The sequence below is a fragment of the Pseudomonas sp. DR 5-09 genome (assembly GCF_001655595.1).
In the GTDB taxonomy this organism is placed as follows: Bacteria; Pseudomonadota; Gammaproteobacteria; order Pseudomonadales; family Pseudomonadaceae; genus Aquipseudomonas; species Aquipseudomonas pharyngis.
Genome location: NZ_CP011566.1, coordinates 4,569,975 through 4,587,779, shown reverse-complemented (window position 1 = coordinate 4,587,779; position 17,805 = coordinate 4,569,975). Strand labels below are relative to the sequence as shown.

The following is a 17,805-nucleotide window of genomic DNA, read 5'->3' as shown; positions in this document are numbered from 1 at the left end:
TTAAAACTCCAAAACAACTTTGCTGTATTTCGGGTCGTTGAACGTTTCGTTCACCGCTGCCGCGAAAGACGTATATGGAACGTTGAATGTGCCGGGCCAATCATTGACCTCGAACTCGTCCTTGGCACTCAGGGAGGCCAGCTGTTGAGTGGTGAATGGCGGGTTTTTGTCAAACAGGCTCCAGGTCCAGATCAGGCTATAGAAAATGCTGTAAGGCACTTTGGCGATGATGGTCCTGGCGTGTGTGGTGCGTTTTATTTCGCGAATGATGTCGATGTAGTCAATTTTTTCATGTCCGGAAATATTGAAGATACCGTCATGAATACGCTGCTCTATGCAGCTGATGATTACATTACAGAAGTCACCTACATACAGCGGCTGACGCATGTAACGGCCGTGACCCGGGATCGGAAATACCGGCACTTTTTTCATGAAGCGAGACAGCCAGCCCAGGTGCTTGCGGTCAAACCAGCCAAACATCAGGGTCGGTCGCAGAATCGGACACGGAATGCCGCTGGCCAAGACCATTTGTTCTTGGTCTTTCTTTGTATTGGTATAAAAATCATCAGCAACCGACTCGACGACCGACGAACTGATATGAACCAGGTACTGAATATTATTGAGCTTGATCGCGTCAAGGATCAGCCGCGTGGCGTCCACGTTGTTGTGGACGAATTCGCTGTAGTCATTGCCGCCGATCTGCGCCTGGAGCATTACTACGACGTCTGCCCCAACGAAATGCTGTTGCCACTCTCCTGGCTTGGAGAGGTCGGCAAGCACCGTCGTGACATCAGGTTGAACCTGCTTGAGGATTTCCAGGTTCTTGGAATGCTTGTCGATGACCACGATGTTTTCGTAGCCTTTAGCCTTGAGGCGTGCGACCAGGTTTTGGCCGACGAGGCCGGCGCCGCCCGGAAGGACTATGCGGTCTTTGAGATTGATGCTGGCCATTATTTATTAACCTGTAGTTCTTTGCTGAATTGGCAAACCTGCATGCTTTGCCCGACGACCCGTTCGACACCTACGGTGTATTTTCCAGAAAGGGTCGACGTGTCGATGATTCTTCCAAAGCCTGCGCTGGCCATGTCTGGCCGTTTGAACAAGTCGCCCACGCCGTAATAGTAGGATTGAACAGCGCCGTAATATCTCACCGCGCCAGTCGCGTCGGTCAGGGTTATGTAGACTTGCGACGGGATTGTGTTCTGCGCACCATCAACCGTTGTCCAGCCCTTGAACTGGACAGTGCCGGGCGTCTTGCTCGTCGTGTCGCCTACATAGTCCAGATTGCCTTGGCAGTCGGTCTTCACCTTCGGCAAATCCAGGCCGATGGATTTATCGGGGAAGGCGACAATGCAGTTCCAGACTTCGGCAGCTTTCCATGGGTTGCCATTGTGCTTCCAGTCAACCAATTGGCGTACGGTCGGTACTGGAGACTCCGGGCACGCGGCAATTGCGCCTAGAGGCAGACCACCGAGGTAGGCCTCCGGGGTGTTGATGACTTTGTCCAGGTTGCGGAATCGATCAGGTACGGTGAACGATTTATGTTCGGCGTAGTAGGCGATAGAGGAACTCCAGTCATTGCCATACACCACAACCGCTTCGCCACGGGACATGTTCATATTAAGCGCATCGCCAACCATCAGGTCCCGCGAGTTACCGATATTGAGGTCTTCGCGCACCTTGAGGAAGTAGTCACTGGCAAACGCGCCGTAGTTATTCAGTACCAGGGCTAGGAAAACGATCACCGAGATCGCTGTCCGGCGGGCACCGTCCAGACTTTCCCCGACGGCGACTGCCAGAGCGAAGATCAGGAAGATGACATTGGCCGACTGGTAGTAGGTATGGACCAGGTGAAGATTGGTGAAGATGAACAGCGGCAAAATGCCCAATGCGCAGGCAGCAGCAATAATGAGTCGCAGTTTATTGCTTTTGGTCAGCAGCATCGCGCCAAGGATGATTGCAACGCCGAAGATACCCGACAGATTGCCCTTGATGATTCGCGACCAGATAACGTCGGTGTAGAGTGGCAGCGACAGTCGCTGGGTCAGGGTTCCCCAATTCCAGGCTGACAGACTCTGGGACGTGATGCTCATGCCGAATTCATTTTTGGATTTGATGATGTCGGTATATAGCGTCCAGCCGTAGCCGATGACGATCGGCAGTGCGAACAGCGTCATGGCCCAAAAGATGTTTTTGATGGAGATTGCGCCGACGATGCTCTTGTTTCTGTTGATTTCGTGAAACAAGAAGACGACGGCCAATACTGCCAGCACGGGAAGACCGGTTGTTGCTTTCTGAAGAATGGCCAGCGAAATGGACGCGAAAAAGCCTGCGGCAGCCCATTTACCTTTGTTATTCAGGAAGTCCAGGAAGAACTTGATCGCGAGAATGGCAAAGAATAGCGCCATTGTTTCGATCATGAATGTTCTGCCCCAGAACAGGTACACCGGGCTGGAAAACAGCAGGCCTGCAAAGAGGTAGAAACTGCTTCGGCTCAGCTTGAGCGACTTGCAGATTTCATTCGCGGGGTACAGGCAGAACACCAGGAATGCGAAAGATACAATTCTTCCGGTTTTACCCAGGTCGCTGTGGAAAAGCTGAGAAATGAACGCGACGATCGCCTGGTACAGCGGGAATTCGAAAGGGATCGACCAGGGCGCTCCGGAAACCGGAGTTTCATATGCAAGTTTGTAACCTTCCTGGATAAACCAGAAAGAGGTCAGTGCAGTTTGTGTTTGGCGAAATCCGAACAACTCAATCAACGGCTGGCCTGCGTAATGCAGGGCTATGTAAAATGCATAGACAAGCGTCAGCAGGCTAATTATTTGTATGCCGCGCATCGGCGATAAGTACTGACTTGAAAGTTTATTAAACTTCAAGGTTCACCCCATTCGAAAAATATTTACTGAATTTAGAGATTTATTCTTTTGAATACAGATCTTGGTATGGAGCGGATGATCAACATGATCAGCGACCAGAAACCGGGAGCGTAGAGCACGTCTTTTTTGCGATCTATGCCCTCTGCAATTCTCTTCGCGACCTGCTCGGGTTGGGCGACCAGTGCTTTTGGCAATTTCAGACCCTGAGTCATCGGCGTATCGACAAAGCCAGGTTTGATGGTGATCACATGGACGCCGACTTTGAACATGCGGGCGCGCAATCCTTCGCAGAATGTCGAAACAGCCGCCTTGGCAGCACCGTAAAGGTAGTTTGAAGGGCGACCGCGATCCCCGGCCACTGAAGAGATCACCGCAAGGGTGCCACAGCGCTGGGTTTCGAAGTGGTTAGACAACAGTGTCAGCAACGCAATCACGGATGTTCCGTTGTTGCTGAACTCCTGGAGTGCTACTGCCGGGTCTTGTTCGCATTGCTGTTGGTCGGGCAGTGTGCCGTGTGCAATCAAGGCGATATCGACCTGGCGCATGGCGCCAACGCAGCTTTCGAGCATTGCGGCATGGGCGCCGGTGTCGGTAGCATCCATGGCGTGCAAGGTTGTTGCCTTGGCTCCGCGTCCTTCCAGGTCGGCAGCGGTTTGCTGAAGTTTTTCGAGGTTTCGACCCACCAGGAAAAACTCACTACCCTGCGTAGCCCAGCGCCGTGCGCAAGCCGTGGCAATCGCCGAAGTTGCGCCAATGATCAAAACTCGTTTCATTCAGTTACCCTTTTCCAAAAGCGGGAATTCAAAGACGGGTCACGCAAGGCTTCAACCTGCTCCCACTCCGGATACGCGGCACGGAAGTCGCTGCCGCTCATGTGTGCATCCTTGGCCGGGTAGATCCTGCCGCCGGCCTCTCTAACAATCACGTCCAGGCGCGAGAACAGCTGATGCAGGCTTGTTGACTGCGGGAAATCTAGTGCGAGAGAGGCGCCAGGCAGCGGAAAAGAAAGAAGGCCGGGTGAGTTACAGTCGCCGCAGCGTTTGAGTACGGCCAAAAAGGAGCCGTTCCCTGAGTCGGCAATGGTCTTGAGCAATTGCGCCATTGCAGCCTGAGCATTGGCGTCGGGAATGACGCATTGAAATTGCTGAAAGCCGGCGTTGCCGTAAATGCGATTCCAGTACAGCACCCTGTCCAGTGGGTAGAAGAAGGGCTCGTACTCGCTGCGAACGCGAGTTCGCTTGATCGGGCCCTTGCGCCAGTAGAGTTCGTTGAACCCGCGCAAAGACACATTGTTGATGAGCGAAACCGGAGGTGTCAGCGGCACCACAAGCTTGTTTCGCTTGTTCAGGGATAATGAGCCATAGGGCGCATGGTCGCCGACTATGTAGATCCCGCGTCCCAGTTGCTCGCCTTTGGCAAGGCAATCGATCCAGGCCACGCTGTATTCGTGCAGTTCATCCAACTGGCTGGAAAGTTCGAAGAACTCCCCAAGATTGTTGAAGCGCACGAGAGTGCTATCGATCTGGCTCGACTGAATCGGGATTAGTTGTATCTGCGCCCAGCTGACTACGCCGGTGAGACCCAGGCCGCCGATCGTGGCACGAAACAGTGCCTGGTTTTGTGTAGGGCTGCAGATAAGCAGCTCGTTTCTGTGCAATAGACCGAATTGGGTAACGTGGTTGCCGAAAGTGCCGCGTACATGGTGGTTTTTGCCATGAACATCGTTGCCTATCGCGCCTCCCAGCGTCACGAATTGCGTGCCTGGCGTCACTGCGAGGAACCAGCCGTTAGGAATGGACAACTCGAGGATTTCTGCCAGTGTCACGCCTGCTTCGGCAGTGATCCTGCCGTTTTGCCAGTCGACTTCGATGAAGCGATCAAGCCCGCGCATGTTCAGCACTTGATCACTGGCGGCCAGACAGCTGTCGCCGTAGCTGCGTCCGTTGCCGTACGCAAGTGTGCTGCCATGTGTCTGGCTGAGGCTTTCCACGAGGGCAGGCAAATCCGTTCGCCAGTTGGCGCTGTGTCCGGTTTGCGGCAGATTGGGATATCGTCCCCAAGACAACAGGTTGGCAGTCACGCGGCCACCCAGAAAACAACGCCCATCAGAGCCCCGGCGACGATGCTGGTGCGGTCAGAGACGGCGAACATGACCGGATCGTCGTGCATTTTCCCGCGATGGGTCAGCATCCAGATTCGAGAAATCCAGAACAGCAGAATCGGGCAGGCGAGCCAGATGATTTGTGGGTGGGCATAGAGGCGGGTAGTGGCAGGGTCGTGAATGTACATTGCCAGCACCATTACAGCCAAATAGCCGGAAGAGGCTCCCAGCGATGAAATCATTTCCAGATCGTCAGGATAGTAGCCGCGGCCCCGGGTTTTTTCCGTGCGCCCGCTGTGCTTGGCTTCGCGCAGTTCGGCATAACGTTTGACCAGTGCCAGACTCAGGAACATGAACATCGAGAATGCGAGAATCCAGAACGTGAGATCCAGGCCCAGAGCGAAGGCACCCGCAATGATGCGAATGGTGTAAAGCAGTGCGAGGGAAATGACATCCACGACCATTTTTCGCTTCATTGAGAGCGAATAAGCGAGGGTCAAGATGTAATAACCAACCAGGGTAGCGGTGAACTCCCAGGGCAGAAGCAGTGCCGAGCCTGCGAAGGCAATGCCCAATAACAGCGGGAACGCCAGCAATCCGGCCAGAATGCCGAGCCTGCCCGACGCAAACGGTCGGAAGCGTTTGGACTTGTGATGGCGATCGTCATTGAGATCGAGCAAGTCGTTGAGCAGATACACACTCGAAGCGCACAAGCCAAAAAACAAGAACGCGAGCAGGCCCTGCAGCACCAATGACATGTTTGTCAGTTGATGGGCGGTCAGCAAGGGGACGAAGATGAGTATGTTTTTCATCCATTGATGCAAGCGCAAGGCTTTTACCCAGTCCTTTGCAGAGCTGGTGTTGGAGTGGATGACCTCCTCGACATTGCCATGAGCCGCTGCGCGCTTTTCTACACCGCGCTCTGGATTGACCACGTACGCTTTGCGCGCGCTGGCCCATACGGCGATATCGTCATGAGAGTTGCCGACGTAATCGAACCCTTCGTTTCCATAGTGCTCGACCAGCAGGTCGCGCTTGCGGTGTGACGAGAGGTTCAGGCTGCCATTGGTAGCTTCTACCGTGTCGAAAAGTTGCAGATGGTCGGCAATTTTCTGCGCCAGGCTGACATGACTTGCGGTAGCAAGCACGATATGGCGTCCGTTCGCTCGCTCCAGCTCAATAAGCTTGATCACGGTCGGGTCGTATGGCAGCACCGTTACATCGATATGGCTTCCGTTCGCCAGACCCTCTTTCAGCGAGGCTTTCCCTTTGAACAGCCAAGTGAGAGGCATGAATAGTTGAAGCGGATTGCTTCTAACAAAAGCAATGCCCGTCTCAAGCAAAAGATCCGAACGAAGGAGTGTGCCGTCGAGGTCTACAACAAGTGGGGGGGCATTGAATGTCACGAAAGCTTGTCCCTAAGAAATAAACCATGCGCTTTTTTTGCCGTATGGCGAATAGGCCGACACCGTCAGCGTGGGCTTTTCGGTTCGGTATATTCTTCGGCGCATAAAATCGAGCTGCGCATTTGAGCAAAAAAAGACCTCACCGTCACACCTTTTTATGGCGTTGTGACACTCGTGGGAGAGTCGGTCAGCGTTTATTCCTCCCGCTGGAGGCTTGGAAGTGTGACGGCGAGGTGAGTTTTGAGGGGGGGATGACCCGTTGGGCGCTCGAAACGGGCGCTGAAGGCGCTCTGAGGCGATTTTGTGTCAGATTAATGGTGTTAGCAGGCTATGCGGGGATAGGTGCGTGGCGGCTCTTGTGATAACATCCGGCGTTTTCCGAGGCGGCCCCACGGGGTTGTCTTCACTGCGCAAATCCAGGGTCAACTTGTCGATTTGTCGTAAGTCGGTGCATGGCACTCGGCCTGCATCGACGAGCTTCGTGCGTCCCCTATGGATATGGCGAAGTTTCACCAGAAAAAGGAATCAGGCTTCTCATGGGCGAACTGGCCAAAGAAATCCTCCCGGTCAATATCGAAGACGAGCTGAAACAGTCCTATCTCGACTACGCGATGAGCGTGATCGTCGGCCGTGCACTGCCGGATGCGCGCGATGGCTTGAAGCCCGTGCACCGTCGCGTGCTGTTCGCGATGAGCGAGCTGGGCAACGACTTCAACAAGCCGTACAAGAAATCTGCCCGTGTCGTCGGTGACGTGATCGGTAAGTATCACCCGCACGGTGATACCGCGGTGTACGACACCATCGTCCGCATGGCGCAGCCATTCTCCCTGCGTTACCTGCTGGTCGACGGCCAGGGCAACTTCGGTTCGGTGGACGGCGACAACGCCGCGGCCATGCGATACACCGAAGTGCGCATGACCAAGCTGGCGCACGAGCTGCTGGCCGACCTGCACAAGGAAACCGTGGACTGGGTGCCGAACTACGACGGCACCGAACTGATCCCGGCGGTCATGCCGACCCGCGTACCGAACCTGCTGGTCAACGGTTCCAGCGGCATCGCCGTGGGCATGGCGACCAACATTCCGCCGCACAACCTCGGTGAAGTCATCGACGGTTGCCTGGCGCTCATCGACAACCCCGAACTGACCGTCGATGAGCTGATGCAATACATTCCCGGTCCGGACTTCCCGACTGCCGCGATCATCAACGGTCGCGCCGGCATCATCGAAGCCTACCGCACCGGCCGTGGCCGCATTTACATGCGCGCCCGTTCGATCATCGAAGACATCGACAAGGTCGGCGGCCGTCAGCAGATCGTCATCACCGAACTCCCTTACCAGTTGAACAAGGCACGTCTGATCGAGAAGATCGCCGAGCTGGTAAAAGAGAAGAAACTCGAAGGCATCACTGAACTGCGCGACGAGTCCGACAAGGACGGTATGCGCGTCGTGATCGAACTGCGTCGCGGCGAAGTGCCAGAGGTGATCCTCAACAACCTCTACGCCCAGACCCAGCTGCAATCGGTATTCGGCATCAACATCGTTGCCCTGATCGACGGCCGTCCACGGATCCTCAACCTCAAGGACCTGCTGGAAGCCTTCGTCCGTCACCGCCGCGAAGTGGTTACCCGCCGTACCGTGTTCGAACTGCGCAAGGCGCGCGAGCGTGGTCACATCCTCGAAGGTCAGGCCGTTGCCTTGTCGAACATCGACCCGGTCATCGCCCTGATCAAGGCTTCGCCGACCCCGTCGGAAGCCAAGGAAGCGCTGGTCAGCACGCCGTGGGAATCCACTGCCGTGGTGGCGATGGTTGAGCGTGCCGGTGCCGATTCGTGCCGTCCGGAAAACCTCGATCCGCAATATGGTCTGCGCGACGGCAAGTACTTCCTGTCGCCAGAGCAGGCGCAAGCCATTCTGGAACTGCGTCTGCACCGTCTGACCGGTCTGGAGCACGAAAAGCTGCTGGCCGAGTATCAAGAGATCCTCAACCAGATCGGCGAGCTGATCCGCATCCTCAACAGCGCCGTGCGCCTGATGGAAGTGATCCGCGAAGAGCTGGAAGTGATCCGCGCCGAATACGGCGACGTGCGCCGCACCGAAATTCTCGATGCCCGTCTCGACCTGACCCTGGGCGACATGATCCCGGAAGAAGAGCGCGTTGTGACCATCTCCCACGGTGGCTATGCCAAGACCCAGCCGCTGGCTGCGTACCAGGCCCAGCGTCGTGGCGGTAAAGGCAAATCGGCGACCGGCGTGAAGGATGAGGACTACATCGCTCACCTGCTGGTCGCCAACAGCCACACCACGCTGCTGCTGTTCTCCAGCAAGGGCAAGGTGTACTGGCTGAAGACCTACGAAATCCCGGAAGCATCCCGCGCCGCCCGTGGTCGTCCGCTGGTCAACCTGCTGCCGCTGGATGACGGTGAATACATCACCACCATGCTGCCGGTCGAGGAATACACCGAGGGTCACTACATCTTCATGGCGACCGCAAACGGCACCGTGAAGAAGACGCCGCTGGAATCCTTCAGCCGTCAACGCAGCGTCGGTCTGATCGCGCTGGAGCTGGACGAAGGCGACGTGCTGATTTCCGCGGCCATCACCGATGGCGAACGTGAAGTGATGCTGTTCTCCGACGGCGGCAAGGTGACCCGCTTCAAGGAATCCGACGTTCGCGCGATGGGCCGTACCGCCCGCGGTGTGCGCGGCATGCGTCTGCCGGAAGGGCAGAAGCTGATTTCGATGCTGATCCCGGAAGAAGGCAGCCAGATCCTCACCGCTTCCGAGCGTGGTTATGGCAAGCGCACCGCGATCACCGAGTTCCCTGAGTACAAGCGTGGTGGCCAGGGCGTGATCGCCATGGTCAGCAACGAGCGTAACGGCCGTCTGGTCGGTGCGGTTCAGGTGCTCGACGGCGAGGAGATCATGCTGATTTCCGACCAGGGCACGCTGGTGCGTACCCGTGTCGACGAAGTCTCCAGCCTGGGTCGCAACACCCAGGGCGTGACCCTGATCAAGCTGGCCAAGGATGAAACCCTGGTCGGTCTGGAGCGGGTTCAGGAGCCTTCGGAAGTGGAAGGTGACGAGCTTGAAGGCGAAAAAGGTGTTGAGCTGGAAGAAGGCGTGATCGGCGCCGAACCGGACGATGCGGTCGACAACCTGCAGGCGGACGCCGCAGACGAAGAAGAGTCGCAAGACTAACCAAATCGTAGCAGGGCAGAGTGTTTGCTCTGTCCGCTACCGTGATTGCATAGCGAGAGTGGATGTGAGCAAACGAGCCTATAACTTCTGCGCAGGTCCCGCTGCGCTGCCTGAAGCTGTCCTGTTGCGTGCCCAGTCCGAGATGCTCGACTGGCACGGCAAGGGTCTGTCGGTCATGGAAATGAGCCATCGCAGTGATGACTACGTAGCCATCGCCGAGAAGGCCGAACAAGACCTGCGCGACCTGCTGTCCATCCCCTCCAATTACAAAGTGCTGTTCCTGCAGGGCGGTGCGAGCCAACAGTTCGCCGAGATTCCGCTGAACCTGCTGCCCGAGAACGGTACTGCCGACTATGTCGAAACCGGCATCTGGTCGAAGAAAGCCATCGAGGAAGCGCGTCGCTTCGGCAATATCAACGTTGCCGCCAGCGCCAAGCCTTATGACTACCTGGCCATCCCTGGCCAGAACGAGTGGAAGCTGACCCAGGGTGCGGCGTATCTGCACTACGCGTCCAACGAAACCATCGGCGGCCTGCAGTTCGACTGGGTTCCCGAGGCCGGTGACGTTCCGCTGGTGGTCGACATGTCCTCCGATATCCTCTCGCGTCCGATCGATGTATCGCAGTACGGCCTGATCTACGCCGGCGCGCAGAAGAACATTGGTCCGAGCGGTCTGGTTGTCGTGATCGTCCGTGAAGACCTGCTGGGCCGCGCTCGCAGTTCATGCCCGACCATGCTCGACTACAAGATCTCCGCCGATAACGGCTCGATGTACAACACCCCGGCCACCTATTCCTGGTACCTCTCGGGCCTGGTGTTCGAGTGGCTGAAGGAGCAGGGCGGCGTCGCCGCGATGGAGCAGCGCAACAAGGCAAAGAAAGATCGCCTGTACGGCTTCATCGACAACAGCGATTTCTATACCAACCCGATCAGCACCAACGCCCGCTCGTGGATGAACGTGCCGTTCCGCCTGGCTGACGAGCGTCTGGACAAGGCGTTCCTGGCCGGCGCCGACGCCCGCGGCCTGCTCAACCTCAAGGGCCATCGTTCGGTCGGCGGCATGCGTGCCTCGATCTACAACGCCCTGGGTCTGGACGCCGTCGAAGCGCTGGTCGGCTACATGGCCGAATTCGAGAAGGAGCATTCCTGATGTCCGAGCAGGAGCTCAAGGCGCTGCGCGTTCGCATCGATAATCTGGATGAGAAGATTCTCCAGCTGATCAGTGATCGCGCGCGCTGCGCAGAAGAAGTTGCCCGGGTCAAGATGGCCAGTCTGGCCGAAGGCGAGCAGCCGGTGTTCTACCGTCCCGAGCGTGAGGCGCAGGTCCTCAAACGCGTGATGGAGCGCAACAAGGGACCGCTGGGCAACGAAGAGATGGCGCGCTTGTTCCGTGAAATCATGTCTTCGTGCCTGGCCCTCGAGAATCCGCTGAAAGTGGCTTATCTCGGTCCGGAAGGCACCTTCACCCAGGCGGCGGCCATGAAACACTTTGGGCACGCAGTGATCAGCAAGCCGATGGCGGCGATCGACGAAGTGTTCCGTGAAGTGGCGGCCGGTGCGGTGAATTTTGGCGTGGTGCCGGTGGAAAACTCCACCGAAGGCGCGGTCAACCACACCCTCGACAGCTTCCTCGAGCACGACATGGTGATCTGCGGCGAAGTCGAGCTGCGGATTCACCACCACCTGCTGGTCGGTGAAAACACCAAGACCGACAGCATCAGCCGCATCTATTCCCATGCCCAGTCGTTGGCGCAGTGCCGCAAGTGGCTGGACGCCCATTACCCGAATGTCGAGCGCGTGGCGGTGTCCAGCAACGCCGAAGCGGCCAAGCGGGTCAAGGGCGAGTGGAACTCGGCAGCGATCGCCGGTGACATGGCGGCCGGGCTGTACGGCCTGACCCGTCTGGCCGAGAAGATCGAAGATCGTCCGGACAACTCCACGCGCTTCCTGATGATCGGTAACCAGGAAGTGCCGCCGACTGGCGACGACAAAACTTCGATCATCGTGTCCATGAGCAACAAGCCCGGCGCGCTCCATGAGCTGCTGGTGCCGTTCCATGACAACGGGATCGACCTGACCCGGATCGAAACCCGTCCGTCGCGCAGTGGTAAATGGACCTACGTGTTCTTCATCGACTTCGTCGGCCATCACCGTGATCCGCTGATCAAGGGTGTACTGGAAAAGATCAGTCAGGAAGCAGTAGCACTCAAGGTGCTGGGTTCCTACCCGAAAGCAGTTCTCTAAGGGGCGGTAGCAAATGAGTGGCAACTTCCTCGCTCTGGCACAGCCGGGCGTGCAACAACTTTCGCCATACGTACCGGGCAAGCCCGTGGACGAGCTGGCTCGCGAACTGGACCTGGATCCGGCGAGCATTATCAAACTGGCGAGCAACGAAAATCCGTTGGGCGCGAGTCCGAAAGCGCTGGCCGCAATCCGCGAAGCGCTGGACGAGCTGACCCGTTATCCGGACGGCAACGGTTTTGCCTTGAAATCCCTGCTGGCCGAGCAGTGCCGTGTCGAGCTGAACCAGGTGACTTTGGGCAATGGCTCCAACGACATTCTCGAGCTGGTGGCGCGCGCCTATCTGGCGCCGGGCCTGAATGCGGTGTTCAGCGAGCACGCGTTCGCGGTCTACCCGATTGCGACCCAGGCGGTCGGCGCTCAGGCCAAGGTTGTTCCGGCCAAGGATTGGGGGCATGACCTGCCGGCGATGCTGGCCGCGATCGACGCCAACACTCGCGTGGTGTTCATCGCCAACCCGAACAACCCGACCGGTACCTGGTTCGGCGCCGAAGCGCTGGACGAGTTCCTGCAGGATGTGCCGGAGCATGTGCTGGTGGTGCTGGACGAGGCCTACATCGAATATGCCGAAGGCAGCGATCTGCCGGATGGTCTGGATTTCCTCGCCGCTTACCCGAATCTGCTGGTCTCGCGCACGTTCTCCAAGGCTTACGGTCTGGCGGCGCTGCGCGTTGGCTATGGTCTGTCTACCCCGGTGGTGGCGGACGTGCTGAACCGGGTACGTCAGCCATTCAACGTCAACAGCCTGGCCTTGGCGGCGGCGTGTGCGGCGCTGAAGGACGAGGAATATCTGGCGCAGAGCCGGCAGCTCAACGAGTCCGGCATGCAACAGCTGGAAGCAGGTTTTCGTGAGCTGGGTCTGAGCTGGATTCCATCCAAGGGCAACTTTATCTGCGTCGACCTCGGTCAGGTGGCGGCTCCTGTATTTCAGGGCCTGCTGCGCGAAGGCGTGATCGTGCGTCCGGTGGCCAACTACGGCATGCCGAACCATCTGCGGGTGACCATCGGTCTGCCGGCGGAAAACAGCCGCTTCCTCGAAGCGCTGCGTAAGGTTCTGGCTCGTGGGTGATGTCACTGCGCTGCAATCTGCTGCACCTATGATCGGGCGCTTGGTGGTGGTCGGTCTGGGGTTGATCGGTGGTTCGTTTGCCAAAGGCTTGCGTGAAAGTGGCGTGTGCCGCGAAGTGGTCGGGGTCGACCTCGACCCGCAATCGCGCAAGCTGGCGGTCGAGTTGGGTGTGGTGGATCGCTGCGAAGACGATCTGGTCAAGGCTTGCCAGGGCGCGGACGTGATCCAGTTGGCGGTGCCGATCCTGGCCATGGAAAAAGTGCTGGCCCGTCTGGCCAGCATGGACCTGGGGCAGGCGATTCTCACGGATGTCGGCAGCGCCAAGGGCAATGTGGTGCGTGCTGCGACCGAGGCGTTCGGCGGCATGCCGGCGCGTTTCGTGCCGGGGCATCCGATTGCCGGCTCCGAGCAGAGCGGGGTGGAAGCCTCCAACTCAGAGCTGTTCCGCCGTCATAAAGTGATTCTGACCCCGCTGGAGCAGACCGATCCGGATGCGCTGGCGGTGGTGGATCGCTTGTGGCGCGAGCTGGGCGCCGACGTCGAGCACATGCAGGTCGAGCGTCACGATGAAGTGCTGGCCGCGACCAGTCATTTGCCGCACCTGCTGGCCTTCGGTCTGGTCGATTCGCTGGCCAAGCGCAATGAAAACCTTGAGATCTTCCGTTACGCTGCGGGCGGTTTCCGTGATTTCACAAGAATCGCCGGAAGCGACCCGGTCATGTGGCATGACATCTTTCTCGCCAACCGCGAGGCTGTCCTGCGCACTCTCGATACATTTCGCAGCGACCTCGACGCCTTGCGCGACGCGGTCGATGCAGGGGATGGGCACCAATTGTTGGGCGTCTTCACGCGCGCCCGGGTTGCCCGCGAGCATTTCAGTAAAATCCTGGCCCGCAGGGCCTATGTGGACGCTATGAATTCCAACGATCTGATTTTCCTGGCTCAACCTGGTGGCCGCCTGTCCGGTCGGATTCGCGTACCGGGTGACAAATCGATTTCCCACCGTTCGATCATGCTCGGTTCCCTGGCTGAAGGCGTCACCGAAGTCGAAGGCTTCCTCGAGGGCGAAGACGCCCTGGCGACCTTGCAGGCGTTCCGCGACATGGGCGTGGTCATCGAAGGCCCGCATCACGGCCGCGTGACCATCCACGGTGTCGGCCTGCATGGCCTGAAGCCTGCGCCGGGCCCGATCTATCTGGGCAACTCCGGCACTTCGATGCGCCTGCTGTCCGGCCTGCTGGCCGCGCAGGATTTCGACAGCACCCTGACCGGTGACGCTTCGTTGTCCAAGCGCCCGATGAATCGCGTCGCCAACCCGCTGCGGGAAATGGGCGCCGTGATCGAAACCGCTGCCGAGGGTCGTCCACCGATGACCATTCGTGGCGGTCACAAGCTTAAAGGCCTGACCTACACCATGCCGATGGCCAGTGCTCAGGTTAAATCCTGCCTGCTGCTGGCGGGTCTGTACGCCGAAGGCAAGACCACCGTGACCGAGCCGGCACCGACCCGCGATCACACCGAGCGTATGCTGCGCGGCTTTGGCTATCCGGTGAGCGTCAACGGTGCCACGGCATCGGTTGAGTCTGGTGGCAAGCTGACCGCGACCCACATCGAAGTGCCTGGCGACATCTCGTCGTCGGCGTTCTTCCTGGTGGCCGCATCGATCGCTGAAGGCTCGGAGCTAGTGCTCGAGCACGTCGGCATCAACCCGACCCGCACCGGCGTGATCGACATCCTGCGTCTGATGGGCGCCGACATCACTCTGGAAAACCAGCGTGAAGTGGGTGGCGAGCCGGTTGCCGACCTGCGTGTGCGAGCAGCTAAACTCAAGGGTATCGAGATTCCGGAAGCGCTGGTTCCGCTGGCCATCGACGAATTCCCGGTGCTGTTCGTGGCGGCGGCCTGTGCCGAAGGGCGCACCGTGCTTACCGGCGCCGAGGAGCTGCGGGTCAAGGAATCGGACCGTATCCAGGTCATGGCGGACGGTTTGCTGGCGCTGGGCGTCAAGTGCGAACCGACCCCGGACGGCATCATCATCGACGGCGGCCAGATCGGCGGCGGCGAAGTGCATGGTCATGGCGATCACCGCATCGCGATGGCTTTCAGCGTGGCCTCGCTGCGCGCCACTGCACCGATCCGCATCCATGACTGCGCCAACGTCGCGACTTCGTTCCCGAACTTCCTGGCGCTGTGCGCGCAGGTCGGCATTCGTGTGGCGCAAGAGGCTCAGTCGTGAACAACATTGCACCGGTCATCACCATCGATGGGCCAAGTGGCTCGGGCAAAGGCACCGTAGCCGGGATTCTGGCCAAGCGTCTGGGCTGGAACCTGCTGGACTCCGGTGCGCTGTATCGCCTGCTGGCATTTGCTGCGCACAACCATGGTGTCGACCTGACCAATGAAGAGCTGCTGAAGAAACTGGCGGCTCATCTGGATGTGCAGTTCATCGCGGCGACTGACGGTCAGCTGCAGCGCATCATTCTGGAAGGTGACGAAGTCAGCGATGTCATCCGCACTGAAAGTGTCGGATCCGGCGCTTCCCAGGTGGCAGCGTTGCCCGCCGTGCGCGAGGCGCTGCTGCAGCGCCAGCGTGCTTTCCAGGAATTTCCGGGTCTGGTGGCTGACGGTCGCGACATGGGTACGGTGGTATTTCCGAACGCGCCATTGAAGATTTTCCTGACCGCCAGCGCCGAGGAGCGGGCGCGCCGCCGATATTTGCAGTTGAAGGGCAAAGTCGAGGGTGTTAGTCTGTCGAGTCTGCTAGATGAGATCCGTGCGCGCGACGAGCGTGATACCCAGCGAGCGGTGGCCCCGCTCAAGCCGGCGGCTGACGCCATACAGCTGGATTCCACGGAGTTGTCCATCGATCAGGTGCTGGAACGCATCATGAGCGAGATCGCCATTCGCGATATCGCCGGGTGACCAAGAAGGCCGCAGGGGACCAGTCATAGTCCTGTGGCGCTTCTTTTAAATGAAACTAACCCACATTGTCTGGGATGTGGAGATGGGCGTATTTTTCGCCCTAATCAACAGGAATTAAAATGAGCGAAAGCTTTGCGGAACTCTTTGAAGAAAGCCTAAAGACCCTGAACCTTCAGGCAGGCTCCATCATCACCGGTGTTATCGTTGATATCGATTACCAGGCTCGCTGGGTAACCGTTCACGCTGGCTTGAAGTCCGAAGCACTGATCCCTCTGGAGCAGTTCTACAACGACGCTGGCGAACTGAACATCAACGTCGGTGACGAAGTTCACGTTGCGCTGGACTCGGTTGAAGACGGTTTCGGTGAAACCAAGCTGTCCCGTGAAAAAGCCAAGCGCGCTGAATGCTGGATCGTTCTGGAAGCAGCCTTCGCAGCTGAGGAAGTGGTCAAGGGCGTTATCAACGGTAAGGTTAAAGGCGGCTTCACTGTCGACGTTAACGGCATCCGTGCGTTCCTGCCAGGTTCCCTGGTTGACGTCCGTCCAGTGCGCGACACCACGCACCTGGAAGGCAAAGAGCTGGAATTCAAGGTCATCAAGCTGGACCAGAAGCGCAACAACGTTGTCGTTTCCCGTCGCAGCGTCCTGGAAGCCGAGAACTCCGCCGAGCGTGAAGCTCTGCTGGAATCCCTGCAGGAAGGCCAGCAAGTCAAAGGTATCGTCAAAAACCTCACCGATTACGGCGCATTCGTCGATCTGGGTGGCGTGGACGGCCTGCTGCACATCACCGACATGGCCTGGAAGCGCATCAAGCATCCTTCCGAGATCGTCAACGTTGGTGACGAAATCGACGTCAAGGTTCTGAAATACGATCGCGAACGCAACCGTGTTTCCCTGGGCCTGAAACAACTGGGCGAAGATCCATGGGTTGCTATCAAAGCCCGTTACCCAGAAGGCACTCGCGTTACCGCTCGTGTAACCAACCTGACCGACTACGGCTGCTTCGCTGAGCTGGAAGAAGGCGTTGAAGGTCTGGTACACGTTTCGGAAATGGACTGGACCAACAAGAACATCCACCCTTCGAAAGTCGTACAAGTCGGCGACGAAGTGGAAGTCATGGTTCTGGACATCGACGAAGAGCGTCGTCGTATCTCCCTGGGCATCAAGCAGTGCAAGTCGAACCCATGGGAAGACTTCTCTGGCCAGTTCAACAAGGGCGACAAGATCTCCGGCACCATCAAGTCGATCACCGATTTCGGTATCTTCATTGGTCTGGACGGCGGCATCGACGGTCTGGTTCACCTGTCCGACATCTCCTGGAACGAAGTGGGCGAAGAAGCCGTACGTCGTTTCAAGAAGGGCGACGAGCTGGACACCGTTATCCTGTCGGTTGACCCGGAGCGTGAGCGTATCTCCCTGGGTATCAAGCAACTGGAAAGCGATCCGTTCTCCGAGTACGTCTCGGTTAACGACAAAGGCGCAATCGTTACTGGCACCGTGAAAGAAGTTGACGCCAAAGGCGCCATCATCGTTCTGGCCGACGATATCGAAGCGACTCTGAAAGCCTCCGAAATCAGCCGTGACCGCGTTGAAGACGCGCGCAACGTTCTGAAAGAAGGCCAGCAAGTAGAAGCCAAGATCATCAGCGTTGATCGTAAGAGCCGCGTAATTCAGCTGTCGATCAAATCGAAAGACGATGCTGAAGAGAAAGAAGCTATCCAGAGCCTGAAAGAGACTCCAGAAGCTGCTACCGGCGACACCACCATGGCGGCACTGCTGCGCCAGGCAATGGCCAAACAGAACTGAGTTCTGTCTGATCATAAAAAAGGGCGACTTCGGTCGCCCTTTTTTGTGCCTGCGATTTGGTGGGGAGCTGCTTTCCGGTCAATCAGTGAAACCATTCCCTTCGCCGGGCGGTCTGTTTCTTT

The 17,805-nt window shown here is 58.0% G+C and carries 12 protein-coding genes; 7 read left to right on the top strand and 5 right to left on the bottom strand.

Going from position 1 to position 17,805, the window contains the following annotated elements; all coding sequences use genetic code 11:
- From PDR5_RS20505 to PDR5_RS20485, 5 genes are read right to left on the bottom strand one after another with little or no spacing between them, the layout of a single operon-like run.
- Positions 1-951: an NAD-dependent epimerase/dehydratase family protein gene (locus PDR5_RS20505; RefSeq protein ID WP_064598444.1), complete on the bottom strand. Its 951-nt coding sequence runs from the start codon at positions 949-951 to the stop codon at positions 1-3.
- Positions 951-2,879 (bottom strand): glycosyltransferase family 39 protein, encoded by a 1,929-nt coding sequence (locus tag PDR5_RS20500; protein ID WP_156669350.1) that lies wholly within the window; start codon positions 2,877-2,879, stop codon positions 951-953. Before PDR5_RS20500 ends, PDR5_RS20505 begins: the two co-directional genes overlap by 1 nt.
- A gap of 32 nt (positions 2,880-2,911) precedes the next feature.
- Entirely contained in the window at positions 2,912-3,652 is a 741-nt protein-coding gene (locus PDR5_RS20495) for an SDR family oxidoreductase (RefSeq protein WP_064598440.1), read from the bottom strand.
- Positions 3,649-4,959 carry an FAD-binding oxidoreductase gene (locus tag PDR5_RS20490; protein ID WP_064598438.1) on the bottom strand — a complete coding sequence of 437 codons (1,311 nt, stop codon included), beginning with the start codon at positions 4,957-4,959 and terminating at the stop codon, positions 3,649-3,651. Before PDR5_RS20490 ends, PDR5_RS20495 begins: the two co-directional genes overlap by 4 nt.
- Positions 4,956-6,386, bottom strand: coding sequence for a UbiA family prenyltransferase (locus tag PDR5_RS20485; protein ID WP_064598436.1), 1,431 nt, complete (start codon positions 6,384-6,386; stop codon positions 4,956-4,958). The genes PDR5_RS20490 and PDR5_RS20485 overlap by 4 nt, the downstream gene beginning before the upstream one ends.
- Before the next feature lie 536 nt (positions 6,387-6,922).
- Here PDR5_RS20485 and gyrA point away from each other — a divergent pair.
- The 7 genes from gyrA (at position 6,923) to rpsA (ending at position 17,683) form a co-directional block, all read left to right on the top strand.
- Positions 6,923-9,586 carry a DNA gyrase subunit A gene (gene gyrA / locus PDR5_RS20480; protein WP_064598434.1) on the top strand — a complete coding sequence of 888 codons (2,664 nt, stop codon included), beginning with the start codon at positions 6,923-6,925 and terminating at the stop codon, positions 9,584-9,586.
- A 64-nt stretch (positions 9,587-9,650) separates the two neighbouring features.
- Positions 9,651-10,736 (top strand): 3-phosphoserine/phosphohydroxythreonine transaminase, encoded by a 1,086-nt coding sequence (gene serC, locus PDR5_RS20475; protein ID WP_064598432.1) that lies wholly within the window; start codon positions 9,651-9,653, stop codon positions 10,734-10,736.
- The gene (gene pheA, locus PDR5_RS20470) at positions 10,736-11,830 is read left to right on the top strand and encodes a prephenate dehydratase (protein ID WP_007950913.1); all 1,095 of its coding nucleotides are present in this window, start codon (positions 10,736-10,738) and stop codon (positions 11,828-11,830) included. The genes serC and pheA overlap by 1 nt, the downstream gene beginning before the upstream one ends.
- Before the next feature lie 13 nt (positions 11,831-11,843).
- Positions 11,844-12,956, top strand: a complete 1,113-nt coding sequence (gene hisC, locus PDR5_RS20465) for a histidinol-phosphate transaminase (protein WP_064598431.1) — start codon at positions 11,844-11,846, stop codon at positions 12,954-12,956.
- A gap of 28 nt (positions 12,957-12,984) precedes the next feature.
- Positions 12,985-15,192 carry a bifunctional prephenate dehydrogenase/3-phosphoshikimate 1-carboxyvinyltransferase gene (locus PDR5_RS20460; protein WP_064600913.1) on the top strand — a complete coding sequence of 736 codons (2,208 nt, stop codon included), beginning with the start codon at positions 12,985-12,987 and terminating at the stop codon, positions 15,190-15,192.
- Complete coding sequence (cmk, locus tag PDR5_RS20455) at positions 15,189-15,878, top strand: (d)CMP kinase (RefSeq protein WP_064598429.1); 690 nt, start codon at positions 15,189-15,191, stop codon at positions 15,876-15,878. Before PDR5_RS20460 ends, cmk begins: the two co-directional genes overlap by 4 nt.
- A 119-nt stretch (positions 15,879-15,997) precedes the next feature.
- Positions 15,998-17,683 carry a 30S ribosomal protein S1 gene (gene rpsA / locus PDR5_RS20450; RefSeq protein WP_064598426.1) on the top strand — a complete coding sequence of 562 codons (1,686 nt, stop codon included), beginning with the start codon at positions 15,998-16,000 and terminating at the stop codon, positions 17,681-17,683.
- Positions 17,684-17,805 lie beyond the last annotated feature (122 nt).

Coding starts and splice junctions, on each gene's coding strand:
- PDR5_RS20505 (WP_064598444.1), bottom strand. CDS start 951: ATGGCCAGCATCAATCTCAAAGACCGCATAGTCCTTCCGGGCGGCGCC.
- PDR5_RS20495 (WP_064598440.1), bottom strand. CDS start 3,652: ATGAAACGAGTTTTGATCATTGGCGCAACTTCGGCGATTGCCACGGCT.
- gyrA (WP_064598434.1), top strand. CDS start 6,923: ATGGGCGAACTGGCCAAAGAAATCCTCCCGGTCAATATCGAAGACGAG.
- pheA (WP_007950913.1), top strand. CDS start 10,736: ATGTCCGAGCAGGAGCTCAAGGCGCTGCGCGTTCGCATCGATAATCTG.
- hisC (WP_064598431.1), top strand. CDS start 11,844: ATGAGTGGCAACTTCCTCGCTCTGGCACAGCCGGGCGTGCAACAACTT.
- PDR5_RS20460 (WP_064600913.1), top strand. CDS start 12,985: ATGATCGGGCGCTTGGTGGTGGTCGGTCTGGGGTTGATCGGTGGTTCG.
- rpsA (WP_064598426.1), top strand. CDS start 15,998: ATGAGCGAAAGCTTTGCGGAACTCTTTGAAGAAAGCCTAAAGACCCTG.